Source organism: Streptomyces sp. NPDC037290 (genome assembly GCF_055603245.1).
In genome coordinates this window covers 438,826-462,644 of sequence record NZ_JBVJVZ010000004.1, presented here as the reverse complement: position 1 = coordinate 462,644, position 23,819 = coordinate 438,826, and the positions used below count along the sequence as shown (strand labels likewise).

Annotated in this window: 18 protein-coding genes and 3 pseudogenes; 9 read left to right on the top strand and 12 right to left on the bottom strand. The window is 69.4% G+C overall.

Annotated elements, in window-relative coordinates:
• Positions 1 to 69: 69 nt before the first annotated feature.
• Together ACZ7HQ_RS17100 and ACZ7HQ_RS17095 are read left to right on the top strand one after the other, a co-directional pair.
• Positions 70 to 528 (top strand): DUF485 domain-containing protein, encoded by a 459-nt coding sequence (locus ACZ7HQ_RS17100; RefSeq protein ID WP_470990145.1) that lies wholly within the window; start codon positions 70 to 72, stop codon positions 526 to 528.
• A complete protein-coding gene (locus ACZ7HQ_RS17095; protein ID WP_470990142.1) occupies positions 525 to 2,141 on the top strand; it encodes a sodium/solute symporter in 1,617 nt (538 codons plus the stop codon). Before ACZ7HQ_RS17100 ends, ACZ7HQ_RS17095 begins: the two co-directional genes overlap by 4 nt.
• Positions 2,142 to 2,173: 32 nt before the next feature.
• Here the strand turns inward: ACZ7HQ_RS17095 and ACZ7HQ_RS17090 are convergent, their stop codons facing one another.
• A complete protein-coding gene (locus tag ACZ7HQ_RS17090) occupies positions 2,174 to 4,594 on the bottom strand; it encodes a SpoIIE family protein phosphatase (protein WP_470990699.1) in 2,421 nt (806 codons plus the stop codon).
• Between the two features lie 194 nt (positions 4,595 to 4,788).
• Positions 4,789 to 5,748, bottom strand: a complete 960-nt coding sequence (locus tag ACZ7HQ_RS17085) for an FAD-dependent oxidoreductase (RefSeq protein ID WP_470990698.1) — start codon at positions 5,746 to 5,748, stop codon at positions 4,789 to 4,791.
• Between ACZ7HQ_RS17085 and ACZ7HQ_RS17080 the strand changes: the two genes are divergently transcribed.
• A complete protein-coding gene (locus ACZ7HQ_RS17080; protein ID WP_470990139.1) occupies positions 5,724 to 6,290 on the top strand; it encodes a universal stress protein in 567 nt (188 codons plus the stop codon). The genes ACZ7HQ_RS17085 and ACZ7HQ_RS17080 overlap by 25 nt on opposite strands.
• Positions 6,291 to 6,295: 5 nt before the next feature.
• Here the strand turns inward: ACZ7HQ_RS17080 and ACZ7HQ_RS17075 are convergent.
• The 7 genes and pseudogenes from ACZ7HQ_RS17075 to ACZ7HQ_RS17045 form a co-directional block, all read right to left on the bottom strand.
• Positions 6,296 to 7,845 (bottom strand): annotated as a pseudogene (locus ACZ7HQ_RS17075) (ATP-binding protein).
• A 1-nt stretch (position 7,846) separates the two neighbouring features.
• Positions 7,847 to 8,530: a response regulator gene (locus tag ACZ7HQ_RS17070; RefSeq protein ID WP_470990136.1), complete on the bottom strand. Its 684-nt coding sequence runs from the start codon at positions 8,528 to 8,530 to the stop codon at positions 7,847 to 7,849.
• Positions 8,531 to 8,663: 133 nt separating this feature from the next.
• Positions 8,664 to 9,332 carry a potassium-transporting ATPase subunit C gene (locus ACZ7HQ_RS17065; RefSeq protein WP_470990133.1) on the bottom strand — a complete coding sequence of 223 codons (669 nt, stop codon included), beginning with the start codon at positions 9,330 to 9,332 and terminating at the stop codon, positions 8,664 to 8,666.
• A 24-nt stretch (positions 9,333 to 9,356) separates the two neighbouring features.
• Positions 9,357 to 11,456 carry a potassium-transporting ATPase subunit KdpB gene (gene kdpB, locus ACZ7HQ_RS17060; protein ID WP_470990130.1) on the bottom strand — a complete coding sequence of 700 codons (2,100 nt, stop codon included), beginning with the start codon at positions 11,454 to 11,456 and terminating at the stop codon, positions 9,357 to 9,359.
• 41 nt (positions 11,457 to 11,497) lie between these two features.
• Positions 11,498 to 13,159, bottom strand: coding sequence for a potassium-transporting ATPase subunit KdpA (gene kdpA, locus ACZ7HQ_RS17055; protein WP_470990127.1), 1,662 nt, complete (start codon positions 13,157 to 13,159; stop codon positions 11,498 to 11,500).
• A gap of 8 nt (positions 13,160 to 13,167) precedes the next feature.
• The gene (gene kdpF, locus ACZ7HQ_RS17050) at positions 13,168 to 13,257 is read right to left on the bottom strand and encodes a K(+)-transporting ATPase subunit F (RefSeq protein WP_009326374.1); all 90 of its coding nucleotides are present in this window, start codon (positions 13,255 to 13,257) and stop codon (positions 13,168 to 13,170) included.
• Positions 13,258 to 13,503: 246 nt separating this feature from the next.
• Positions 13,504 to 14,114: pseudogene (locus ACZ7HQ_RS17045) on the bottom strand (amino acid permease); the annotation flags it as partial.
• Here ACZ7HQ_RS17045 and ACZ7HQ_RS17040 point away from each other — a divergent pair.
• Positions 13,995 to 14,255, top strand: coding sequence for a DUF1048 domain-containing protein (locus ACZ7HQ_RS17040; protein WP_470990696.1), 261 nt, complete (start codon positions 13,995 to 13,997; stop codon positions 14,253 to 14,255). The pseudogene ACZ7HQ_RS17045 and the gene ACZ7HQ_RS17040 overlap by 120 nt on opposite strands.
• A gap of 206 nt (positions 14,256 to 14,461) precedes the next feature.
• Positions 14,462 to 15,049: a histidine phosphatase family protein gene (locus tag ACZ7HQ_RS17035; protein WP_470990124.1), complete on the top strand. Its 588-nt coding sequence runs from the start codon at positions 14,462 to 14,464 to the stop codon at positions 15,047 to 15,049.
• Positions 15,050 to 15,064: 15 nt separating this feature from the next.
• Here the strand turns inward: ACZ7HQ_RS17035 and ACZ7HQ_RS17030 are convergent.
• Positions 15,065 to 15,375 (bottom strand): annotated as a pseudogene (locus ACZ7HQ_RS17030) (transposase); the annotation flags it as partial.
• Positions 15,376 to 15,560: 185 nt separating this feature from the next.
• Between ACZ7HQ_RS17030 and ACZ7HQ_RS17025 the strand changes: the two are divergent.
• Positions 15,561 to 17,531, top strand: coding sequence for a potassium transporter Kup (locus tag ACZ7HQ_RS17025; protein ID WP_470990121.1), 1,971 nt, complete (start codon positions 15,561 to 15,563; stop codon positions 17,529 to 17,531).
• On the opposite strand, the gene ACZ7HQ_RS17020 is transcribed toward ACZ7HQ_RS17025, so the two are convergent.
• Positions 17,506 to 17,832: a hypothetical protein gene (locus tag ACZ7HQ_RS17020; RefSeq protein WP_470990118.1), complete on the bottom strand. Its 327-nt coding sequence runs from the start codon at positions 17,830 to 17,832 to the stop codon at positions 17,506 to 17,508. The two genes, ACZ7HQ_RS17025 and ACZ7HQ_RS17020, sit on opposite strands and share 26 nt — an antisense overlap.
• Before the next feature lie 289 nt (positions 17,833 to 18,121).
• Here ACZ7HQ_RS17020 and ACZ7HQ_RS17015 point away from each other — a divergent pair, with 289 nt between their 5' ends.
• A complete protein-coding gene (locus tag ACZ7HQ_RS17015; RefSeq protein WP_470990115.1) occupies positions 18,122 to 18,442 on the top strand; it encodes a hypothetical protein in 321 nt (106 codons plus the stop codon).
• A gap of 10 nt (positions 18,443 to 18,452) precedes the next feature.
• On the opposite strand, the gene ACZ7HQ_RS17010 is transcribed toward ACZ7HQ_RS17015, so the two are convergent.
• Positions 18,453 to 18,752, bottom strand: coding sequence for a hypothetical protein (locus ACZ7HQ_RS17010; RefSeq protein ID WP_470990112.1), 300 nt, complete (start codon positions 18,750 to 18,752; stop codon positions 18,453 to 18,455).
• A 532-nt stretch (positions 18,753 to 19,284) separates the two neighbouring features.
• On the opposite strand from ACZ7HQ_RS17010, the gene ACZ7HQ_RS17005 reads away from it, so the two are divergent.
• Together ACZ7HQ_RS17005 and ACZ7HQ_RS17000 are read left to right on the top strand one after the other, a co-directional pair.
• Positions 19,285 to 21,678, top strand: a complete 2,394-nt coding sequence (locus ACZ7HQ_RS17005; RefSeq protein ID WP_470990109.1) for a COG1470 family protein — start codon at positions 19,285 to 19,287, stop codon at positions 21,676 to 21,678.
• Between the two features lie 133 nt (positions 21,679 to 21,811).
• Positions 21,812 to 23,716, top strand: a complete 1,905-nt coding sequence (locus ACZ7HQ_RS17000; RefSeq protein ID WP_470990106.1) for a sialidase family protein — start codon at positions 21,812 to 21,814, stop codon at positions 23,714 to 23,716.
• The last annotated feature ends 103 nt before the right edge of the window (positions 23,717 to 23,819 follow it).

Sequence of the window (23,819 nt, the reverse complement as noted above, 5' to 3'; positions counted from 1 at the left end):
GTCGGTATGGTGCGCGGCATTCCTCCCCGTTCACCTCCACGGATCCGAGCCGTGGTGGAAGGCAAGGCCATGACATACGCCGACGAGAACCCGTACCCCCCATCAGGGCCGGCCGGATCGCCGTGGTCCCGCACCGAGCCCCAGTGGTACGGACACGACGCCCCCGGACACGACTGGTACGGGCAAGCCAGCTGGGACGAGCCGTACGCGCACCAGGCTCGTCCTCAGCACGACGACCTGACCGCCCTCCGCTCGGCCTACCGGCTGCTCCGCCGGATCTCCACACTGACCGCGCTCGGCTCCTTCGTGGTGTACGTCGTGCTGTCCTGCTGGGCGCCGGGCCTGATGGGGTCCAAGATCGCCGGAGAACTGAGCCTGGGAATGGCCCTGGGGGTCCTCCAGCTCGTGGTCACCTTCGCGGCGGTCTTCTGGTACGGACGCAGCGCACGCCGCTCGGTGGATCCGCTGGCCCGCGCCGTCAGGGAACGGGCGGTCCCCACCGGCCGGAACGCGGGAGTGGCGAGATGAACAACTTCGGTTCCGGGACGCAGGCCACCGTCCTCATCCTGTTCACCGCCCTGGTCACCCTCACGCTGCTGATGTGTGTGATGGCGGGACCGGAGCGCGACGACCTGACGAACTTCTACACCGGCTACCGCTCCCTCACCCCGCTCAAGAACGGGCTTGCCATCGCGGGTGACTACATCTCGGCGGCCACGGTGCTGAGCACCACCGGCATCGTCGCGCTCGCCGGATACGACGGCTACGTCCTCGCGGTCAGCACGGCCCTGTCCCTGGTGCTGCTGATGTTCCTGCTGGCCGAACCCCTGCGCAACGCCGGCCAGTTCACCATGGGCGACGTCCTGGCCCGCAACATGCCCGGGCGGGCGGTGCGTGTCGCCGCCTCTGTGGTGACGCTTGCGGCGACCCTGCCCTTCCTCGTCGTCCAGCTCTCCGGGGCCGGGTCCCTGCTCACCTTCATCCTGAACCTGCCGCACGTGGCCGGTGCCAGGACGGTGTGCATCGTCATCGTAGGCAGCCTGATGATCATCTACGCGGCGCTCGGCGGCATGCGAGGCACCGCGCTCATCCAGATGATCAAGATCGTGCTGCTGATCGGCACCAGCGCCGTCGTCGCCGCCCTGGTCCTGAACCGCTTCGGCTGGAACCCCGGCGACGTGCTCAGGGCCGCCCAGCACGGCAGCGGCGCGGGCCCCGCCTTCCTCCAGCAGGGCCTTCAGCTGGGCACTTCGGCCGCTGAGCGGCTGGACTTCATCGGTCTCCAGATCACCGTGGTCCTCGGTGTGGCCTGCCTGCCCCACATCACGATGCGCCTGTACTCCGCGCGGGACGTGCCGGCGGTGCGTCGCTCCATGTCGTGGGCGGTGGGCACGGTCACCACGTTCTGTCTGCTCGTGATCGTCATGGGAACCGGCGCGGCGGCGCTGGTGGGATCGCGGTACATCACCGCGGCCGACCCACAGGGCAGGACGTCGGTGCTCATGCTGTCGCAGGTGCTCGGCGGGGCACCCGGCTCCGTGGGCACGACGATTCTCTACTCGGCCGTGGCGGGCATGGTCTTCATCACCCTGCTGTCGTCGGTCGCGGGGATGACCCTGGCCGCGGCCTCGTCGCTCGCTCACGACCTGTTCGCCCATGCGGCGCGGCGGGGACAGGCCGAGCCGCGTACGGAGATGACGGTGGCGGCGTGGACGAGCGTCGCCGTGGGAACCGTAGCCATCGGGCTCTCCGTCCAGGTCCAGAACTGGAACGTCGCCGTGCTGACCACGCTGGCCATCTGCATCGGGGCATCGGCGGTGGCACCCGCGCTCACCTACTCCCTGTTCTGGCGAGGCTTCACGCGCACCGGCCTGCTGGCCACCCTCTACGGCGGAGCGGCCTGCGCGCTGCTGCTGATGGTCTTCTCCAGGGCCGTTTCGGGCACACCGTCCGCCGTCTTCCCGAACGCCCACTTCGACCTGTTCCCCATGCAGTCCACCGGCCTGGTGTCCGTCCCGTTCGGCTATCTGGCGGGCTGGCTGGGCAGCCGGCTGGACCACCGGCGCCGCACCGCCGCCGGCCTCGAGAACCGGCGGCTGTACGAAGAGAGCGAGGCACGGCTGCTCGCGGCGGCCGAATGACCACGGCGGCGGGGTCCCCAGGACGGCCTGGGTCAGGCGAGTGGGCCGGTCAGTGACTGTTCCGTCCACACGGTCTTGCCCTCGCGGGTGTAGCGGGTGCCCCAGCGGGTGGTCATCTGGGCCACCAGGAACAGGCCGCGCCCGCCCTCGTCGGTGGTACGGGCGCGGCGCAGGTGAGGCGCGGTGTGGCTGGAGTCGCTGACCTCGCACACCAGACACCGTTCACGGACCAGCCGCAGGGTCGCGGGGCCACTGGCGTAGCGGCAGACGTTGGTGACCAATTCGCTGGCGATCAACTCGGTCGTGAAGGCCAGGTGTTCCAGACCCCATTCGCTCAGCTTGGCGGAGGTCAGTGCCCGGGCCCGGGCGGCGCTGGCAGGCTCCAGGGGAAGACTCCAGGAGGCGACATCGTCCGGTGGCAGCATGCGGGTGCGGGCGATCAGCAACGCGACGTCGTCGGTGGGGCGGGCGGGCACAAGTGAGTCGACCACCGCTTGGCACGTCCGTTCCAGCGCGTCCGCGGGGCGGGCGAGCGCTGCGCACAGCCTGGCCAGGCCGAGGTCGGTATCGATGTGCCGTTCGCCGATGAGTCCGTTGGTGTACAGGCACAGCAGGCTGCCCTCGGCCAGTTCGACGTCCCGGGCCTCGAAGGGCAGGCCGCCCAGGCCGAGTGGTGGGCCGGCAGGCAGGTCGAGCGGAGCCACCTGTCCGTCCGGAGCGGTCACCACCGGCGGCGGGTGGCCGGCCCGGGCCGCTGAACACCGCCCGGAGACCGGGTCGTACACGGCGTACAGGCAGGTGGCGCCGACGACCTGCTCGCCCACGGGCCGTTCGCGGAGCGCTTCCTGTTCGGCCGCCAGGAGGTTGACCAGGTCGTCGAGACGGGAGAGCACTTCGTCCGGTTCCAGGTCGAGGCTGGCGAGCGTGTGTACGGCGGTACGCAGCCGGCCCATGGTGGCGGCTGCGTGGATGCCGCGTCCCACCACGTCACCGACGACGAGGGCGACCCGCGCCCCGGACAGCGGAATGACGTCGAACCAGTCGCCGCCCAGTCCCGGGGCCGCGCTGGCCGGCAGGTACCGCAGGGCCACCTCGACGGCCGACTGGTCCGGAACCGCCCGGGGCAGGAGGCTGCTCTGCAAGGTGAACGCGGTCTGTTGCTGCTGGGTGAAGCGCCTGGCGTTGTCGATGGACACGGCGGCGCGCGAGGCGAGTTCCTGGGCGAGAGTGAGATCGTCCGCCTCGAACGGATCCGGGCGGCGCGAACGCCACAAGGTCATCACGCCCAGCACGAGGCCACGCGCGGCAACGGGTACGACGATCAGCGAGTGGACGCCCAGGTCCGGAGCGTGGGTCCCCTGGCGGCCGTCCGTCGAGAACCAGTCGGGCGGGAGAACCGGTTCCAGGACGGGCCGCCCTTCGGCGAGGCATCTGGCCTGGGGTGTGTCATGCGCGAACTGGACCGGCTCGCCCTCGGGGTGGGGCGGGCCGGCTTGCTGGACACCGACGCTGCAGGCCCCCACACGTACCACGGGACCTGCCACGGCCTGCGCCGGTTCCTCGCCGAGCGTCACCGGCCGCAGCAGGTCCACCGACGCGTGGTCGGCGAGGTGCGGCACCATCACCTCGGCGAGTTCCCGGGCGGTCTCCGCAACGTCGAGGGTGGTTCCGATGCGGCTGCCGGCCTGGTCGAGGAGCGCGAGCCGACGCTGGGCCCGATGACGTTCGGTGATGTCCTCGATCATCTCGGCCACCCCCAGGACGCGGCCGGAGGGATCCTCCATCGGGAAGGACGAGACCATCGCGACCCGCTCGCGTGCCGGATCCCACTTCAGGCGAACGAACTGCTCGGAGTAGACCGTCGGCCGTCTGGTCTCCATCACCTGACGCACACGGTCCACGGCCCTGCGTGCGTCGTCGGGGAGGAGGAAACAGCCGGTGGGCAGCCCCCGGAACTCCGCTGCCGGGACTCCGGTGAAGCGCTCGATGGCCCGGTTGACCCTGAGAAGCCTCAGGTCGGGGCCGTGGACAACCAGGCCGATGGGACACCGGCGGTACAACCCGTCGAGCACCGCGCGGTCCCGTTGCCACTCCAGGACGTCAGCCGAGGGTGCCCCGACGAGGAGCCACTCACGGATCCGGTCGTCGCGTGCGAGCGGATGGGCCCTGAGCCCCATCTCCACGAGCCGCCCGTCGCGGTGCCGCACGTTCAGCACCCCGAACCAGCCGCCGGCTCTCCTGCAGCTCGCCACGGCCTCCCTGGCAGCCGGCAGATCGCAAGGATCGACCAGGACCTCGGATGCCGGACGACCGATCACGGCTTCCGCCGGATGGCCGAGCAGTTCCTGGGCCCGCCGGTTCCATCCGACCACGGCTCCCCGGTCGTCGAGCACCGCCAGGGCGGCGAGGTGCGGGGCGAACGGATCGTCGTGGCTTTCGCTGAACTCCTTCATCCGCTTCTCCACCGCTGGACACCACCTTGTACTCGGTCGCTCGGCGCTCCCCGTGCACTCTGGCCTGCTGATGCCATGTAAGCAGCCTTATGGGGGTGTCCCCGGCTCACATGCCGCCAGGGCCCGGTCGAGTTCCACCGCGGTGTCCGGAGCGGGCGCGCTGCGGGCGACTTCGCGGATGTGCCGTCCCCGCTTCAGACGGACAGGTCACTCAGGGCGTACACCCCGCGCAGACCGTACGCGCGGGCGGCCTGAAGCATCCTGCCGGCGGTGCGGAAGGAGCGGTGGACCGCGGCCAGGTCCGTCGCCGGGCCGAGCCCCGCCGTCACCGCCAGGTCACCGGTCTCCGGCTTCGCCCCCACGACTCCGGCGACAGCCTCGTCGAGCACGGTGAGCAGTGCGCCTCGGCCGTTCCTGCGGCCGTGGGACTCCAGGGAGCGTTCCAGCGCGTCCGGACCGAGGGTGCCGTTCGGTACGGCCCTGATGGCCCGGTACGGCCGCGACGGGTCCAGTCCGTGGATCGCCGCGCCGCTGTGGATCTCCGCGGCGAGTGCGTCGATCTCGCGGCTGTGGAGGACCAAGGAGGCGTCCCCGTCAGGACGGATCTCGATGTGAGGCGCGTGCATAGCCCGGTGAACCGGGACCTGAGCACAGCCGATCCGGGTGACGACGCCGGGTTCCCGGCGCATCGGCAAGTGCCGTTCGACGAACTCGGCGACGTGGGAGGCGCTGGGGCCCGCGGCGTTCACGACGACGTCGACGTCGAGACAGCTCCCATCGGACAGAGCAACTGTCCGGATGCTCCCGTCGGCGCCGGTGCCGATGCCACAGACCGCGGTGCCGGACCGGAGTTCGGCGCCAGATGCAACGGCCTGGCCGACCAGACGGCCGACGAGATGACGGCCGTGCACCCAGGCTTCGTCCCGGTCTGGCCGGGCCCCTCCGGCTGTGACGACCTTGACGGGACGCTGGCGCCCCGGCGAGAGGGCGTGGAAAGGGACGTCAGAAGGGTGCCAAGAACTGGCGTACGGACTGTTCGAAAGCCTCGGGCAGAGGTGAGATGGAAGCGGTTCCGAGAAGAATCGCCGGCCCGGAAGCCGCTGCCGGCGCGTGCAGAACGGTGAAAGCGATGTCCGAAGCCCGTCCGTCCTCAGCAGCTCGTGTCGTGGTGGGAGTGAGCGGTTCGCCGGGCAGTCTCACCGCCTTGAGCCGGGCGGCCGACGAGGCCCGGCGCCGAGGGGCGGAGCTCTGGCCGGTGCTGGCCTGGGAGCCGCCCGGCGGAGATCCTGCCGCCCGGAGGTTCCCGGCCGCGGCCGTCATGGTCGAGGAGTGGGACCGGCTCGCGCGGGAGCGGTTGCTCAAGGCGCTGTGCGACGTGTTCGGCAGCACGGACACCGGGGTGCCCGGGCAGGCGCTCGTCGTACGAGGCGCCCCCGGACCGGCGCTGGTACGGACAGCCGGCCGCGAGGGCGACATCCTCGTGGTCGGCGCAGGCGGTCGTGGCCGACTGCGCCGTGCGCTGTGGCCGTCGGTCAGCCGCTACTGTCTCGCCCGCGCCACGTGCTCCGTTCTCGCGGTTCCGCCGTCACCGCTGCAGGCAGCGCTGGCAGCCGTGCACCGGCGGAACGCCTTGCGGCTGCCGCTGGACACGGGGCGCCTGCAGCGGGAGTCCGAGACCGTGCCACCCGGCGCCTGATCTCCTCAATGGGCAGCGGTGGCCGGCAGGTCCGGCTGCTCCGGACGCCGTGCCGGGGCCGTCGGTACGGCGAGCACCATGGTGAGGCCGCCGCCGGGCGTGTCCTCGGCGTGCAGGGTGCCGCCTACGGCCTCGGCGAAGCCGCGGGCGACCGCGAGTCCGAGGCCGACGCCGACACCGCGCGGCGAGTCGCCGCACCGCTGGAAGGGCTCGAAGATGCGGTCCTTGGCCTCGTCCGGAACGCCGGGCCCGCGGTCCACGACCCGCAGTTCGGCCTGGTCGGCCAGGGCGCTCGCGGACACCAGCACCCGCTCCCCCGGCGGACTGTATTTGACGGCGTTCTCGACGACGTTGGCGACGGCCCGCTCCAGCAGGCCCCGGTCGACCCACACCATGGGCAGGGTCTCGGGGATGTCCAGTTCCACGCTGTCCCCGGGCACCCCGCCGAGCGCCATGGGCACGACCTCGTCGAGGTCGCTCTCGCGGATGATGGGGGTGACGGTGCCGGTCTGCAGGCGGGACATGTCCAGCAGGTTGCCGACGAGGTGGTCGAGGCGGTCGGCGCCCTCCTCGATGGCCTGCAGCAGCTCCCCCCGGTCCTGTTCGGACCACTCGACGTCGTCCGACCTGAGCGAGGTCACCGCGGCCTTGATGCCGGCGAGCGGGGTGCGCAGGTCGTGGCTGACGGCGGCCAGCAGAGCGGTGCGGATGCGGTTGCCCTCGGCCAGTTCCTTGGCACGATCGGCTTCGCGCTGCAGCCGCTGGCGGTCCAGGACGACGGCGGCCTGCGCGGCGAACGCGGCCAGCACGCGGCGGTCGGCAGCGGGCAGGACGCGGCCGCGCGGGGAGAGGGCCATGTGGTCGCCGACCGGTACGTCGACGTCCGCCTCCTCCGGCACCGGTACTCGTTCAGATACTCGTCGACCCGGTCCGCCACCCACAGCAGTGCCAGCTCGCGCAGGGCGGTGAGGTTTCCGGGCCGGAAGTAGTTGGACAGGGCCGCGTCGACCTTGTCCGGTTTGTAGACGTTCCCGTGTGCCACACGGCGGCGAAGGGCCTCGGGGGGCATGTCGACCAGCTCGATCTGGTCGGCCCGTCGTACGACCTCGTCGGGGACGGTCTCGCGCTGCCGCACCCCGGTGATCGACTCGACCACGTCGCCCAACGACTCCAGGTGCTGGATGTTGACGGTGGAGACGACGTCGATCCCCGCAACGAGCAGTTCCTCGACGTCCTGCCACCGCTTGGTGTTGCGCGAGCCGGGGACGTTCGAGTGGGCCGGTTCGTCCACCAGTGCGACGGCCGGAGCACGCCGCAGGACGGCGTCGACGTCCATCTCGCCGAACGTGGCGCCTCAGTACTCCAGCTGTCTGCGCGGCACCTGCTCCAGGCCGTGCAGCATCACCTCGGTACGCGGCCGATGATGGTGTTCGACGAAGGCGACCACGCAGTCGATGCCCCGCTCGACACGTCGGTGTGCCTCCGACAGCATCGCGTAGGTCTTGCCGACGCCGGGTGCCGCGCCGAGGTAGATCCGGAGCTTGCCGCGTGCCATGTCATCCTTCGAAGCGATAGCCCATGCCGGGCTCGGTGATCAGATAGCGGGGGTGGGAGGGGTCCGTCTCCAGCTTCCTGCGCAATTGCGCCATGTAGACCCGCAGGTAGTTGGACTTGTTGCTCTGCGAGACGCCCCACACCTCCTGAAGCAGCTGCCTCTGTGTGATCAGCCGACCGGGACTGGTCACCAGTATCTCCAGCAGATGCCACTCGGTCGGGGTCAGTCGTACGTCCCGCCCGTCCCGTACGGCCTTCTTGGCCAGCAGGTCCAGGGTGAAGTGCTCCGTCTCGACCAGCTCCGCCGAGGGGACCAGCGGTGTGTCCTCGGTGCGGCGGACGGCGGCCCGCAGCCGGGCGAGCAGCTCGTCCATGCTGAACGGCTTGGTGACGTAGTCGTCTGCGCCGGCGTCGAGTGCGGCCACCTTCTCGTCGGACGCCTGGCGGGCGGACAGGACCAGGATCGGCACGCGGCTCCAGCCCCTCAGGCCCTTGATGATGTCGACGCCGTCCATGTCGGGCAGGCCGAGGTCCAGCAGCACCACATCGGGCTGACGGGCCGCGGCGAGCCGGAGCGCCGTGGCGCCGTCGGGGGCGGCGTCCACGCCGTAGTGCCGTGCCTGCAAGTTGATGACGAGGGCCCGTACGAGCTGCGGGTCGTCCTCCACCACGAGCACCCGGGTCATGGGTGTGTGCCCTTCCTCTCGTACGCCGGGCCGAAGGGCGCCGGACGCGAGGCAACCGACGTCATGACCACGGGAGTTGGCGGAACCAGGATGCCTCCCGGCCGCCGACTCCCGCGTGTGTCGCGTCATCCCATCAGTGCTTCGCCACAAGGTCCTTGAGCGCGATGTTGAGCTCCAGGACGTTCACCCGGGGCTCGCCCATGAAGCCCAGGGTGCGGCCCTCGGTGTGGTCCTTGACCAGCTTCTCCACCTGTGCGAGCGGCAGGTTGTTCTTCGCGGCTACGCGGTGGACCTGGAGTTCGGCGTAGGCCGGGGAGATGTCCGGGTCCAGGCCCGAGCCGGAGGAGGTCACCGCGTCCGCGGGCACCTCCGACGACTTGACCGTGTAGCCGGCAACGGAGTTGTCCTTGACGACGGCGGCCTTGGCGTCCTGCACCTGCTTGATCAGCATCTTGCTGTCGGCGGACAGGTTGGTGGCACCGGACAGGATCAGCTTGTACCGCGTGTTGACGCTGTTCGTGCCGAGGCCGTTCGCCGGGCGGCCCTGGAACCACGTCAGGTCGGCGTCCGGCGTGTCCTGGCCCTTCTTCAGCGGCAGGTTGTACGACTGCCCGATCAGGGACGAGCCGACGACCTTGCCGTCCGCCTCGACCTCGGAACCGTTCGCCTTGTTGGAGAACAGCCCCTGGGCGATGCCGGTCACGACCAGCGGGTAGATGACGCCCGTCACCAGGGTCAGCACGAGGAGGGCGCGCAAGCCCGCACCGAGCAACCGGGCGGTGTTCGTAACGGAGTTGTTCATGGCGATCAGCACGCCTTTCAAAAATTACAGCCCGGGGATGAGGGAGATGAGCAGGTCGATGATCTTGATGCCGATGAACGGCGCGATCAGGCCGCCGATGCCGTAGATCCCGAGGTTGCGCCGGAGCATCTTGTCGGCGCTCATGGGCCGGTAGCGCACGCCCTTCAGGGACAGCGGCACCAGCGCGATGATGATCAGCGCGTTGAAAATGACCGCGGACAGGATCGCGGAATTGGGCGAGGACAGGTGCATGATGTTCAGCTTGTCCAGGCCCGGGTAGACCGCCGCGAACAGCGCCGGGATGATCGCGAAGTACTTCGCGACGTCGTTGGCGATGGAGAACGTCGTCAACGCGCCCCGGGTGATGAGGAGTTGCTTGCCGATCTCGACGATCTCGATGAGCTTGGTCGGGTTGGAGTCGAGGTCGACCATGTTGCCGGCCTCCTTGGCGGCCGACGTACCGGTGTTCATCGCCACGCCGACGTCCGCCTGCGCGAGCGCGGGCGCGTCGTTGGTGCCGTCACCGGTCATCGCGACCAGCTTGCCGCCCGCCTGCTCCCGCTTGATGAGGGCCATCTTGTCCTCGGGGGTGGCCTCCGCGAGGAAGTCGTCGACGCCGGCCTCCTCGGCGATCGCCTTCGCGGTCAGCGGGTTGTCACCCGTGATCATGACCGTTTTGATGCCCATGCGGCGCAGTTCCTCGAACCGCTCCCGCATGCCCTCCTTGACGACGTCCTTCAGGTAGATAACACCCAGCACCCGGGCGCCCTTGTCGTCGTTCACGGCGACGAGCAGCGGGGTGCCGCCGGCCTCGGAGATGCGGTTGGCCGTCGCGTCCGCATCCTTGGCGACGGTGCCGCCCTGCTCCTCGACCCAGGCGATGACCGAGGCGGTGGCGCCCTTGCGGATCTTCCGCCCGTCGACGTCCACACCCGACATGCGGGTCTGGGCGGTGAACTCGATCCACTCGGCGCCGGCCAGCTCGCCCTGGTGGCGCTCGCGCAGCCCGTACTCCTCCTTCGCCAGGACGACGATGGAACGGCCCTCGGGCGTCTCGTCGGCCAGCGACGACAGCTGGGCCGCGTCGGCGACCTCCGCCTCGGTGGTGCCCTTCACCGGCACGAACTCGGCGGCATGTCGGTTGCCGAGGGTGATGGTGCCGGTCTTGTCCAGCAGCAGGGTGGAGACGTCACCGGCGGCCTCGACCGCACGCCCCGACATGGCGAGCACATTGCGCTGCACGAGTCGGTCCATGCCCGCGATGCCGATCGCGGACAGCAGGGCGCCGATGGTGGTCGGGATCAGACAGACCAGCAGGGCGACCAGCACGACCATGGTCAGGTGCGTGCCCGCGTAGTCGGCGAACGGCGGCAGGGTGGCCACCGCCAGCAGGAACACGATGGTCAGCGACGCCAGCAGGATGTTCAGCGCGATCTCGTTCGGCGTCTTCTGCCGGGCCGCGCCCTCGACCAGGTTGATCATCCGGTCGATGAAGGTCTCGCCCGGCTTCGTCGTGATCTTGATGACGATGCGGTCGGACAGGACCTTCGTACCGCCCGTCACGGCGCTGCGGTCGCCACCGGACTCACGGATCACCGGGGCGGACTCACCCGTGATGGCCGACTCGTCGACGCTGGCAACTCCCTCTACGACGTCACCGTCACCCGGGATGACGTCACCGGCCTCGCAGACCACCAGGTCACCGATGGTCAGCGCGGTGCCGGGAACCTGCTCCTCGGAGCCGTCCTTCAGCAGCCGGCGGGCCACTGTGTCGGTCTTGGCCTTGCGCAGGGTGTCGGCCTGCGCCTTGCCACGGCCCTCGGCGACGGCCTCCGCCAGGTTGGCGAAGATCACCGTCAGCCACAGCCAGACGCTGATCGTCCAGCCGAACCAGTCGCCCGGGTCCTTGGCGGAGAATACGGTGGTCAGGACCGAGCCGATCCACACCACGAACATCACGGGCGACTTGACCATCACCCGCGGGTCGAGCTTGCGGAGGGCGTCCGGCAGGGACTTGACCAGCGCCTTGGGGTCGAACAGGCCCGCTCCGACACGGCCCTCGGCAGGCTTGTGTCCGGTGGGGACGTCGCTGTGCGGCGCCCGGGTGGGTGTGGCTGTGGACATCGAGTCCTCTGACTTCTCTGTTTTCTCTACAGGGGTGGTCATCACGCCAGCCCTTCGGCGAGTGGGCCCAGCGCGAGGGCCGGGAAGTACGTGAGACCGGTGATGATCAGGATCGCGCCCACCAGCAGGCCGGTGAACAGCGGCTTCTCGGTGCGCAGGGTGCCCGCGGTCACCGGGACCGGCGTCTGCTCGGCGAGCGAGCCCGCCAGGGCCAGCACGAACACCATCGGCAGGAAGCGGCCCAGCAGCATCGCGAGCCCGGTCATGGTGTTGAACCAGTCCGTGTTCGCGTTCAGACCGGCGAAGGCCGAGCCGTTGTTGTTCGACGCGGAGGTGAACGCGTACAGCACCTCGGAGAACCCGTGCGCGCCGGAGTTGAGCATCGAGTGCGGCGGGGTCGGCAGCGCCATGGAGGCCGCCGTGAAGACCAGCACCAGGGCGGGGGTGATCAGGATGTAGCAGGCGGCGAGTTTCATCTCCCGCCCACCGATCTTCTTGCCCAGGTACTCCGGCGTACGGCCCACCATCAGACCGGCGATGAACACCGCGATCACGGCCATGATCAGCATGCCGTAGAGACCGGAGCCGGTGCCGCCGGGCGCGATCTCGCCCAGCATCATGCCGAGCATGGCGATGCCGCCGCCGAGGCCGGTGAAGGAGGAGTGGAAGGAGTCCACCGCACCGGTCGAGGTGAGCGTCGTCGAGGTCGCGAAGATCGACGACGAGCCGACGCCGAAGCGCGTCTCCTTGCCCTCCATCGCACCGCCCGCCGCCTGGAGCGCCGGACCGTGGTGGGCGAACTCGGTCCACATCATCAGGACGGTGAAACCCAGCCAGATGGTGACCATCGTGGCGAGGATCGCGTACCCCTGCTTCACGTTGCCGGCCATCACGCCGAAGGTGCGGGTCAGCGAGAACGGGATCACCAGGATCAGGAAGATCTCGAAGAGGTTGGTGAACGGGGTCGGGTTCTCGAAGGGGTGGGCCGAGTTGGCGTTGAAGTAACCGCCGCCGTTCGTCCCGATCTCCTTGATCGCCTCCTGAGAGGCGACCGCACCGCCGTTCCACTGCTGCGAGCCGCCCATGAACTGACCGACCTCGTGGATGCCGGAGAAGTTCTGGATCGCCCCACATGCCACGAGGATGATCGCCGCGATTGCGGCGCCCGGCACCAGGATGCGCAGCGTGCCGCGCACCAAGTCCGACCAGAAGTTGCCCAGTTCACCGGTGCGCGAGCGCGCGAAGCCGCGCACCAGCGCCACGGCGACGGCGATGCCGACGGCCGCCGAGACGAAGTTCTGCACGGCCAGCCCGGCGGTCTGCACGACGTGACCCATGGTCTGCTCGCCGTAGTACGACTGCCAGTTGGTGTTGGTCACGAACGACACGGCCGTGTTGAACGACTGCGCCGGATTCACCGAGGAGAAGCCCATCGAGCCGGGCAGGACGCCCTGGAGCCGCTGCAGCAGGTAGAGGAAGAGGACGCCGGCGGCCGAGAAGGCCAGCACACCGCGCAGGTAGGCGGGCCAGGTCATCTCGGTGTCGGGGTTGGCACCGATGCCCTTGTAGATCCACTTCTCCACCCGCAGGTGCTTCTTCGAGGAGTAGACCCTGGCCATGTGGTTGCCAAGCGGGATGTGGGCGAGCGCCAGTGCGCCTGTGAGGGCGAGCAGCTGGAGGAAGCCTGCGACTTCTGGACTCATGTCTGTGCTCAGAACCTCTCCGGGAAGATCAGGGCGAGGACGAGATAGCCCAGCAGGGCGACGGCCACGACCAGGCCGACGACGTTCTCGGCGGTCACAGCTTCGTCACCCCCCGGGCGACGAGAGCCACCAGCGCGAAGCCCGCGAGCACGGTGACGACGAAGGCCAGATCGGCCATCGTGAACTCCTGAAGAGGTTCGGGGGTGGAACAGGACTGTTAGAGGAGACCGCCTCCCTGGCCTGATCCGGACACTCGTTGACGGCCCTCTTACGGCCTCGCCCACGGCTTTGACGGGACTCTTACGGCCGCCGATTCCTACCGACCAGTCACAGAGCGTTTCTCTTCAGAGCAGCCGGAACCGCAGCCGGCAGATCACCGCGTCCGTCTCCCGACGCACGGCGTGTGCGACGACCGCGCCCCGCTGGTTATGCAGCAGCCGCTGCCACAGCCGCTCCGGCTCGGCCCCCGGGATCAGCACCGTGAACCGCGTGGCCGGCTCGGCGGCGGCCACCTGACGGACGTACGCGGCGATCGGGCGGCCCAGGCTGCGCCGCTCGGAGGACAGCCGCACCAGGGGCACGCCCGGGTCCCACGCGGTCCAGGCTCGCTCCAGGGCGTGCAGCTGTGCGCGGTCCTCCGGGTCCGGGTAGCCGACGGTCACCGCGCGGACCTCGTCGCCGAGGGAGGCGGCGGCCGTCAGTGCCTCGGAGGTCAGCCCAGGACAGCGAGGACACCGGCACGATCACAAGGGAGCGGTCGCGGTGCGGGGGCTCGGGGATCCAGCCCATTCAGCAGTGCCTTCCCGCGCCAGCCACGGCCCCGCTCCAGGCGCCAGTGCCGCACCATCCCCACCTGGGCGATCGTGAAGCCGACGAAGACCCCGATCGCGAACATCGGCACCAGCGTGTTGGTGTCCCCGCCGGAGAAGACCAGCAGCGCGGCTTCGAGGAGGGCGTCGCGGCCGGCAAGGGAGTCCTGGAACTCATTGGCAACGACGTCGCCGCCTTCTGCGACGACCTGGTCAAGGACTCGCGCACCTACGCGGATGTCTATCAGGAGTCCATCAGCGGGAAACCCGGCACGGACGAGAAGTAACACCTGTGGTCATCAAGCCAGCGGGCGTAAGCCCGCACGACGCCTGGCGAGCCGAGTAGCTTGCCAGCGCGTCGGCGGACCCGCTCTCCGCGACCTGCGCGAACACCCGAACACACGTCACGTCAGGTTCCGTGACATGCGCGAATCACGATGCAAATTCCTCAATGTGCCTTGGGGTGCAACAAGATCAGATAGCGTGCGCAGCCATGGGTGAACTGGTAGTGATCAGGCACGGCCAGACCGAGTGGAGCCTGTCGGGCCAACATGCCGGCCGGACCGACGTGGGACTGACCAATGCGGGGGAGGCGGCGGCAAGGGCGCTGGCACCGAGGCTGGCACGCCGCCATCTGGTCGCTGTGTTCAGCAGCCCGTTGAGCCGCGCCATGCGAACAGCCGAGCTGGCCGGCCTGACCAGCGCCAAGCCCGATCCCGACCTGTTGGAATGGGACTACGGCGGCTACGAGGGCCTGACCGCCGAGCAGATCCGCGAGTCGCGGCCGGGCTGGGACCTTTGGCGGGACGGCGTCATTCCCGGCGACGCCGATCATCCCGGCGAGCAGCTCCAGCAGGTGGCTGCGCGCACGGACGCGGTGCTGGACCGCATCCGTCCTCTGCTGAGCGATGGCGATGTCGCCGTCGTCGCGCACGGCCATCTCGCCCGCGTGCTCACCGTGCGCTGGCTCGGCCTCGACGCGTCCGCGAGTCGAATGCTCGGGCACCCGCATCCGGGCACCCTCAGCTTCCTGGCCACCGAGGACGGGCAGCCGTTCATTTCCGCCTGGAACGTCCCGTAGCGCAAGCCCGCTGCCTCACAGCTGACGCGAGAGGCGCCGTGAGCAGATGAGCGTCGCGGCGAGGTCGGCGAAGGCAAGGAAGTGCTCGGCCTTGCGCTCGTAGCGGCGGTGGAGCCGGCGGCATCCGGCGAGCCAGGAGACGGTGGGCTCGATGGTCCAGTGGTGGGTCCCGGTCGGTGAGAGGGTCCGACGATCTTGCGGGCGATACGCGGGGTGATGTGGCGGGCGCGGAGCCATCGTCGCAGGTGGTCGTAGTCGTAGCCTGTGTCGGCATGGAGCTTGGCGGGGTGCCTTCGGCGTGGCCCACGACGGGAGTGGATCGGCGGACTCGGAGAAGCGCCGCCGTCCCCCACCCCGCGGACATGCCGGCGCACGAGCCGTCCAGGCCGGCGGCGCAGAGACGCCGTTGAGACGAAGCTGCCCCACCTACCGGTATTCGCGCTGGTGATCGGTATTGTCCGCCCCGATACACCGGGCCCGCAGGCAGGGGTCCGCAACGAGGAGGATCACCATGGCCGATCGTCGGCAGGGAACCGCGCCGGATGACGGATTCCCATCGCGGACGCCCAAGGCTCATCATGCGAGCGCTCACGACACGGCACGTCTGGCGCTGGTCATCGGTGCTCTCGGTGTGGTCTTCGGTGATATCGGCACCAGCCCGATCTACACCCTCCAGACCGTGTTCAACCCGAGCGACCCACACCCCGTCCCCGTCACCACACAGAACGTCTACGGCGTGGTGTCGCTGGTGTTCTGGTCGGTGGTGGTCATCGTCCTGGTCACCTATGTGCTGCTGGCGATGCGCGCCGACAACGACGGCGAGGGCGGCATCATGGCGCTGATCACCCTCGTACGGCGATGGACCTCGCGGCCGGCCGGAAGGACCACCGCCGTACTGGCCGCGCTGGGCATCTTCGGCGCGTCGCTGTTCTTCGGCGACAGCATGATCACCCCGGCGATCTCGGTCCTGTCCGCGATCGAAGGGCTCAAGGTCGTCCAGCCGTCGCTGGAAAGCGCGGTCGTACCCATCACCGCGGTGATCATCGTGCTGCTCTTCCTGGTGCAGCGCAGGGGAACCGCGGCGGTGGGCCGGGTGTTCGGACCGGTCATGATCGCCTGGTTCACGGCCATCGGCGCCTGCGGGGTCGCCGGCATCGCCGACCATCCGGACATCCTCAGGGCGCTGTCGCCGACCTACGCCCTGGGCTTCCTCTTCGGCCACTTCGGCACCGCCTTCTTCGCCCTGGCCGCGGTCGTGCTGGCGGTCACCGGCGCCGAGGCGCTCTATGCCGACATGGGGCACTTCGGCCGTCGGGCGATCACCCGCGCCTGGCTGTTCCTCGTCTTCCCCGCCTGCGTCCTGAGCTACCTCGGGCAGGGCGCCCTGATCCTCGCCGACCCGCGAAACATCAGCAGCCCGTTCTTCCTGCTCACGCCCGGCTGGGGACGGCTGCCGATGGTCGTGCTGGCCACGGCGGCGACGGTGATCGCCTCACAGGCGGTGATCACCGGCGCGTACTCGGTGACCTCGCAGGCAGCCCAGCTCGGTTACCTGCCGCGGCTGCGGATCGCCCACACGTCAGAGTCCACCATCGGCCAGATCTACGTCCCCTGGATCAACTGGCTGCTGATGGTCTCGGTCCTCACGCTGGTCTTCGCCTTCCGCAGCTCCGCGGCGCTGGCCTTCGCGTTCGGCATGGCGGTCACCGGGACCATCACCATCACCACCCTGCTGTTCTTCTACGTCGCCCGCGCGAAATGGGGCATGCCCAGGTGGCTGGTCGCCACCGGCGCCGCCGTACTGCTCTTCGTGGACCTGCTGTTCGTGGCGGCCAACATGACCAAGCTCGTGCACGGCGCGTGGCTACCGCTGCTGATCGGCATCACCGCGTTCACCGTCATGACGACCTGGCAACGCGGCCGCGAGATCGTCACCGCCGAACGGGGACAACTCGAGGGACCGCTCCCGGAGTTCATCGAAGACCTCCGATCGGAGAAGGTGTCGACGCTCCGGATCCCGGGCACGGCCGTGTTCCTCAACCGGGGCAAGCAGACCGCGCCCCTGGCCATGCGGGCCAACGTCGAGCACAACCACGTACGCCACGACCAGGTAGTGATCCTCTCGCTGGAGACCGAGCCCGTGCCCCGCGTCCCGGCCGGCCAGCGAATCGTCGTCGACGACCTCGGCTACGCCGACGACGGGATCATCCACGTCACCGCCCGGTTCGGCTACATGGAAACACCGGACGTGCCCAGCACCCTGGCCCTGCTCACCCCGGCCCAGACCGAAGGGCCATTGGACCTCGACCAGGCGTCCTACTTCCTGTCGAAGATCGATCTCCGGCGTGGCAAATCACCGACGATGGCGCCCTGGCGCAAGCGGCTGTTCATCGCCACCTCCTACATCACGGCCGACGCCGCCGAGTACTTCGGCCTCCCCCGCGACCGCACGGTCATCATGGGCTCACACATCGAGGTATAGGCGCGCGCCGACCACTGGCCGTCCGGCCCCAACCGGCCTGGCCACCTTGCCGCGAGGTCCTTCGGGTCCGGTTTCGTCGCCTCCCGCACCTGCCGCGCGGACGAGGACCATACGCGCCGAGCGTGGCCCACTGGGTCACATGGCCCGGCGAGAGGGCGTCGACGACGAGTCTGCGCACTGCCTCTACGAGGCTGGGAGCGGCCTGCACGATGGCGGTTCGGCCGACGGGGGTGAGACGGAACGTGGAGCCGCGCCGGTCGGTTTCGCACCCCTCCCGTTCGACCAGGCCCCGCCGCTGCATCCGGGAGAGCTGGTGGGACAGGCGGCTCTGTTCCCAGGCGAGGGAGGCGCCAAGGTCGCGGACGCACAGCTGTGGTCGGGGGCGCCATGGAGGCGGCCGAGCACTTCGTGGTCGGCGAGGGAGATGCCGTGCTCGTCCTGGAGCTGCACGGTCAGGTTGATCAGCCCGCGCCATGCCTGCTGTTCCACTATCACCGGCGCTCTCACAGGACGCCCCTATAACAGGGGGCGCTGGATACCGTCCTGACCAGGTTGAAGACCTCTCGGGTGGCATGCGCTAGCTTTCGGACGTGGCGCACGACGAGGCAAGGCAGCTGGAGGTCGTCCACCGTCCCGGGGATCCGCCGGCACCGCCGCTGCATATACAAGTGGGCGACGAGGTCGCGATCACCCTGTACGGATCAGCCACCTATGGGTGGACGCCGGTCGACGTGGTCACAGGGCCCTTGGCGGTGATCGCGGCGGAAACAACAGACGGAACCGTACGGGCCACGGTCAGGGCTGTGGGTGTCGGTGAGGCGGAGCTGCGATCGACGTCGTCGTTTCGCGGAGATCGGTTCGGGCCGCAGACGCGGCTGTGGCGGCTGCTGGTGCACGTTGAACCGTCGTAGCGCACGACTGTCATGGGACCACGGTGAGGGTCAGTTGCCAGGCTCTTGAGGGCGGACCGTGCGGGTCGGGCGTGTAGGTGTCGGCCGAGCTGAGCGTCGCGGTCCCCGCAGAGGCGGCGCGCGCGATGGCGGACCGAGTGCCGTCGGATGCGGTGTGGTCGTCGAGCAACGTGACGGTGTTCGGGTTGGAGCTCTTGACCGGTGCCCAGCCGTAGTTGGCCGGCGACTTGAGGGTGAGGTGGATCGTCGTGCCGACCTGCAGGCAGGCGCTGCGCAAGGGGTTGTCGGCCGGCGGGTACAGGACTGTCACGGTGCCGCTGAGGCACGGTCGGGTGGAGCTGGAGGCCGACGAGCCTGCAAGGGCCGAGGTCCCGTGGGACGACCGGGTCGAGGCGGGGGCCGACGGGCTGCTCTCGGCGGGCGCGGTGGCCCCGGTGCCGGATGCGCAGGCGGCGGCTGAAACAATGAGGGCGAGCACGGCGAGTGAACGGGCGCCGGTGCGGCGGTGTCTCACGATGCCCCCAGGTGGAGTCGGGACAGTCCGACGGTGGGACGCGGCTGAGGCTGGATCCGTTCCGTGATCCGGCACGGACTCACGCTCCCACTTACGGGCAATACAGGGAAATCCCTTGTGCCGATACAGAGGAAACCCTGTGGTTTTACTGTGAGTTGACTGACGTCTGTAAATTCTCGGTTGCTTTGCGCCACGCAGGCTCCATCCCTCTTGTTGCGTGACATGTCCGGTGCAACCATCCCGGATTGCGAACACGCGCTCCATCGGCGTGAACGTCCTTCTTCTCCCCACATGCCGGGCGATCTCCGGCTGTTCGAAAGGATGTTCCGTGTCCCGATCCAGACGCAGGCGCGGCCGGATAGCCGCGCTCACCGCGATCCTGACCGCAGTCCCCGCTCTCTGGCTCGCCGCCCCCGCGGCCCAGGCCGACCCCGCACCCCACACTCCGGCGGCCCACCATTCGGCCGACACCGGCCCCGCCGTCCGGCACGACACCTCCCCCACCCTGCGCTCCATGGCCGCCCACGCCCACCACGGCCACCACGGCCACCACGGCAAGAAGCAGCAGGACGACGACCCCGGCGAGGCGCGCCTCCCGCACCCGCCCGCCTCCCACATCCCGGATCCGGTCGTGCAATCCAGCCCCGGCGGGCCGTCCGCCCCTTCGACGGGCACGAACTTCGAGGGCATCGGCGCCGGCAACTACTCGATCACCGGTGTCCCGCCGGACCCGAACGCCGCCGTCGGCTCCAGCCAGATCGTCGAGACCGTGAACACCGCCTACGCGGTGTACTCCAAGAGCGGTGCCACCGTCCTCGCCCCGACCGACACCAGCACCCTTTGGTCCGGCTTCGGCGGATCCTGTCAGTCCACCAACGACGGTGACGCGGTGGTCCGCTGGGACACCCTGGCCAGTCGCTGGGTGGTGACGCAGTTCGCGAACGTGTCCTCGTCCTCGGGCCCGTACTACGAGTGCGTGGCCGTCTCCAGCAGTTCGGACGCGACGGGCAGCTACTACCGCTACTCGTTCCAGTACTCGAACTTCCCGGACTACCCGAAGCTTTCGGTGTGGCCGGACGCGTACTACGTCACGTACAACATGTTCACCGCCTCCGGGAGCTTCCTGAACGCCGAGGCGTGCGCCATGAACCGGTCGGCCATGCTCACCGGCGCGAGCGCCGCCCAGCAGTGCTTCACCACCTCGTCCTCCTACGGCGGCCTCCTCGGCGCGGACCTGGACGGCTCGACAGCGCCGCCGTCCGGTGAGCCGGAGCTGATGGTGGGCCTGGGCACGACGAGTACGACGCTGGCGTACTGGAAGTTCCACGTCGACTGGGCGACGGCCTCCAACTCGACGTTCAGCGGCCCGTCGACGCTGACCGTGGCGTCGTACACCACCGCCTGTGGCAGTTCGGGCACCTGCATTCCGCAGACCGGGACCAGCCAGCAGCTCGACTCGCTCTCCGACCGGCTGATGTTCCGGCTGGCCTACCGCAACTTCGGCGATCACGAGTCGCTCGTGGTCAATCACGCGGTGACGGCGGGAAGTTCCGTGGGCGCGCGCTGGTACGAACTGCGCCTGTCCGGCGGCAACCCCACCGTGTACCAGCAGGGGACGTACGCCCCCGACTCCACCTACCGCTGGATGGGCTCGATCGCCGAGGACAAGGCCGGCAACATCGCCCTCGGCTACTCCCAGTCCTCCTCCTCGGTACACCCGTCGATCCGCTACACCGGCCGACTGGCCGGCGACACACTCGGCACGATGACGCAGGGCGAGGTCACCGCAATAACTGGTGGCGGGTCCCAGACCACGTACAGCCGCTGGGGCGACTACACCTCGATGTCCGTGGACCCGACGGACGACTGCACGTTCTGGTACACGAACGAGTACATCCCCGCCAACGGCAACTTCAACTGGCACACCAGACTGGCCTCGTTCACCCTGCCCAACTGCGGCTCCACCGCGACCAACGACTTCTCCATCGGCGTCAGCCCGGCCTCGTCCACTGTCGCCGCCGGCTCAACGGCGAACACCACCGTCTCGACCGCCGTCACCTCCGGTTCGGCGCAGTCGGTGAGCCTGTCGGCATCCGGGCTGCCGAGCGGGGCGACGGCCAGCTTCAACCCGACCTCGGTGACCGCGGGCGGTTCGTCGACGCTGACGGTGGCCACGTCTTCGTCAACGCCGGCGGGGACGTACAACATCACGGTCACCGGCACGGGCGCCTCCGCCACCCACACGGCGACCTACACGCTGACCGTCACCTCTGGCAGCGGAGGCGGCGGGATCACCAACGGAGGCTTCGAGACGGGCAGCCTGTCCGGCTGGACCTCGGCCGGGACCACGTCCGTGGTCAGCTCCGGGGCGCACAGCGGCACGTACGCCGCCCGGGTCGGCAGCACGTCGCCGACCAACGGCGACTCCTCCATCGCCCAGACGTTCACGGCCCCGTCCGGGACCAGCACGCTCGGCTTCTACTACAACGTGACCTGCCCGGACACGCTCACCTACGACTGGGCAACGGCCACACTCAAGGACAACACCACCGGCACCACGACCACCGTGCTGGCCAAGACCTGTGTGTCCTCCTCCGGCTGGATCCAGAAGACCGCCTCGGTCACAGCCGGGCACAGCTACACGCTCACGCTCATCAGCCACGACGACAACTACACGGGCGACGCCACCTACACCCGCTACGACGACGTGACCCCGTCCTGACCGGCGTCGGGCCAGAGATCGGTTCCTGAAACGTCGCGCCCGTGGTGGACCAGCGGGCCCGCGCCGGTGGTCCGCCCCACCTCGAACGCCCTCGCTTGAGGGCACACCCCCATCGACGACGAGGGGTCTCCTCATGTCGCACACTGCTGTCCGCAGATCCGTGGCGACCGCCACCACCGCCCTGCTGTCGTTAGGCGGCCTCCTTCTCGCATCTCACCCGGCCCTGGCCGACGTCTCCAACGGCGGATTCGAGTCCGGCAGCCTGACCGGCTGGACCTCCACCGGAACCACGTCCGTGGTCGGCTCCGGTGCCCACACGGGTACCTACGCCGCCCGCGTCGGCGGCACCTCACCCACCAACGGCGACTCCTCCATCGCCCAGACCTTCACCGCGCCGGCCGGCGCCACCCAGCTGTCGTTCTGGTACAGCGTCACCTGCCCGGACACGATCACCTACGACTGGGCCACTGCCACCCTGACCGACACCACGACCGGCACCACGACAACCGCACTGGCCAAGACCTGCACCAACGGCCAGGGATGGAAGCAGGTCACGTCGTCCGTGACCGCCGGGCACAACTACACCCTCAAACTCGTCAGCCACGACGACAACTACGCGGGCGACGCCACCTACACCCTCTACGACGACGTGGCCTTCACCACCGCCACCCCGCCGCCCGGCCTGACCCAGGTCAGCACGGACCCGTTCACCAACTCCTCCAGCCAGCACGCCACCGAGCTCGAACCGGACACCTTCGCGTACGGCAACACGATCGTCGCCTCCTCGCAGGTCGGCCGGTTCACCGACGGCGGCGCCTCCGACATCGGCTGGAACCTCTCCACCGACGGCGGCACCACCTGGCAGCACGGCATGCTGCCCGGCATCACCACCTACCAGGGCGGCACCTGGGCGCGCGTCTCCGACCCTGCCGTCGCCTACGACGCCAAGCACGGCACCTGGATGGTCGCCGGACTGGTCATCGACTCCAACGTCAACGGCGCCGGTGTCAGCGTCAGCCGCTCCACGAACGGCACGAGCTGGCAGAACCCGGTGATCGCGGTCGGAAATGACGGCCAGGGCTACGACAAGGAATGGATCGTCTGCGACAACACCGCCACCAGCGCCTACTTCGGCACCTGCTACGTCGAGGTCGACGTCACGTCATCCGGCAACGCGGTGGTGATGAGCCGCTCCACCGACGGCGGCGCCACCTGGTCGGCGCCGGTCGCACCTTCCGGCAGCCCGAGCGGCCTGGGCGGACAGCCCCTCGTCCAGCCGAACGGCACGGTCGTGGTCCCCTACTCCGCCAACGGCAGCGCGGTACGCGCCTTCAACTCGACCAACGGCGGCTCCAGCTGGTCTTCCAGCACGCTGATCGCCAACGCCTCCAGCCACGGCGTGGCCGGCAATCTGCGTGACGGTGAGGGGCTGCCGTCCGCCGAGATCGACGGCTCCGGAAAGATCTACGTCGCCTGGCAGGACTGCCGCTTCCGCTCCGGCTGCCCGGCCAACGACATCGTCTACGCCACCTCCACCAACGGCACCACCTGGTCGGCCGTGACCCGGGTCCCCATCGACGCCACGACCAGCGGCGTCGACCACTTCATCCCCGGCATAGGCATCGACCCCGCCACCTCCGGCACGACGGCGAAGATCGGCCTCTACTACTACTTCTACCCGAACGCCAACTGCACCACATCCGCCTGCCAGCTGGAGGTCGGCTACATCTCCTCCGCAAACGGCGGTAGCACCTGGAGCACCCCGGCCACCGTCGCCGGCCCCATGTCCCTGTCCCAGATCGCCGACAGCACGCAGGGCAGCATGGTCGGCGACTACCTCTCCACCTCCGTCGTCGGCGGTAAGGCGGTCTCCGTCTTCGCCGTCGGCAAGGCCCCGTCGGGCGGGCAAGCCTTCGACGAGGCCCTCTACACCGCCGGCCCGCTCACCGTCACCGGCGGCAGCGCACGCTCCACGACCCACGGCGCGGCAACCGTCCCCTCACCGCATCTCACCAGGCCGCTGCCGGTCCGGCCCTGACCCCAGAAGACACATGGTGGGGGGGGGGGGCGGGGGGGGGGGGGGGGGGGGGGGTGTGGGGGGGGGGGGGGGGGGGGGGGGGGGGGGGGGGGGGGGGGAGGGT

Coding starts and splice junctions, on each gene's coding strand:
- ACZ7HQ_RS17100 (WP_470990145.1), top strand. CDS start 70: ATGACATACGCCGACGAGAACCCGTACCCCCCATCAGGGCCGGCCGGA.
- ACZ7HQ_RS17095 (WP_470990142.1), top strand. CDS start 525: ATGAACAACTTCGGTTCCGGGACGCAGGCCACCGTCCTCATCCTGTTC.
- ACZ7HQ_RS17090 (WP_470990699.1), bottom strand. CDS start 4,594: ATGAAGGAGTTCAGCGAAAGCCACGACGATCCGTTCGCCCCGCACCTC.
- ACZ7HQ_RS17080 (WP_470990139.1), top strand. CDS start 5,724: ATGTCCGAAGCCCGTCCGTCCTCAGCAGCTCGTGTCGTGGTGGGAGTG.
- ACZ7HQ_RS17070 (WP_470990136.1), bottom strand. CDS start 8,530: ATGACCCGGGTGCTCGTGGTGGAGGACGACCCGCAGCTCGTACGGGCC.
- ACZ7HQ_RS17065 (WP_470990133.1), bottom strand. CDS start 9,332: ATGAACAACTCCGTTACGAACACCGCCCGGTTGCTCGGTGCGGGCTTG.
- kdpB (WP_470990130.1), bottom strand. CDS start 11,456: ATGTCCACAGCCACACCCACCCGGGCGCCGCACAGCGACGTCCCCACC.
- kdpA (WP_470990127.1), bottom strand. CDS start 13,159: ATGAGTCCAGAAGTCGCAGGCTTCCTCCAGCTGCTCGCCCTCACAGGC.
- ACZ7HQ_RS17035 (WP_470990124.1), top strand. CDS start 14,462: ATGGGTGAACTGGTAGTGATCAGGCACGGCCAGACCGAGTGGAGCCTG.
- ACZ7HQ_RS17025 (WP_470990121.1), top strand. CDS start 15,561: ATGGCCGATCGTCGGCAGGGAACCGCGCCGGATGACGGATTCCCATCG.
- ACZ7HQ_RS17020 (WP_470990118.1), bottom strand. CDS start 17,832: ATGCAGCGGCGGGGCCTGGTCGAACGGGAGGGGTGCGAAACCGACCGG.
- ACZ7HQ_RS17000 (WP_470990106.1), top strand. CDS start 21,812: ATGTCGCACACTGCTGTCCGCAGATCCGTGGCGACCGCCACCACCGCC.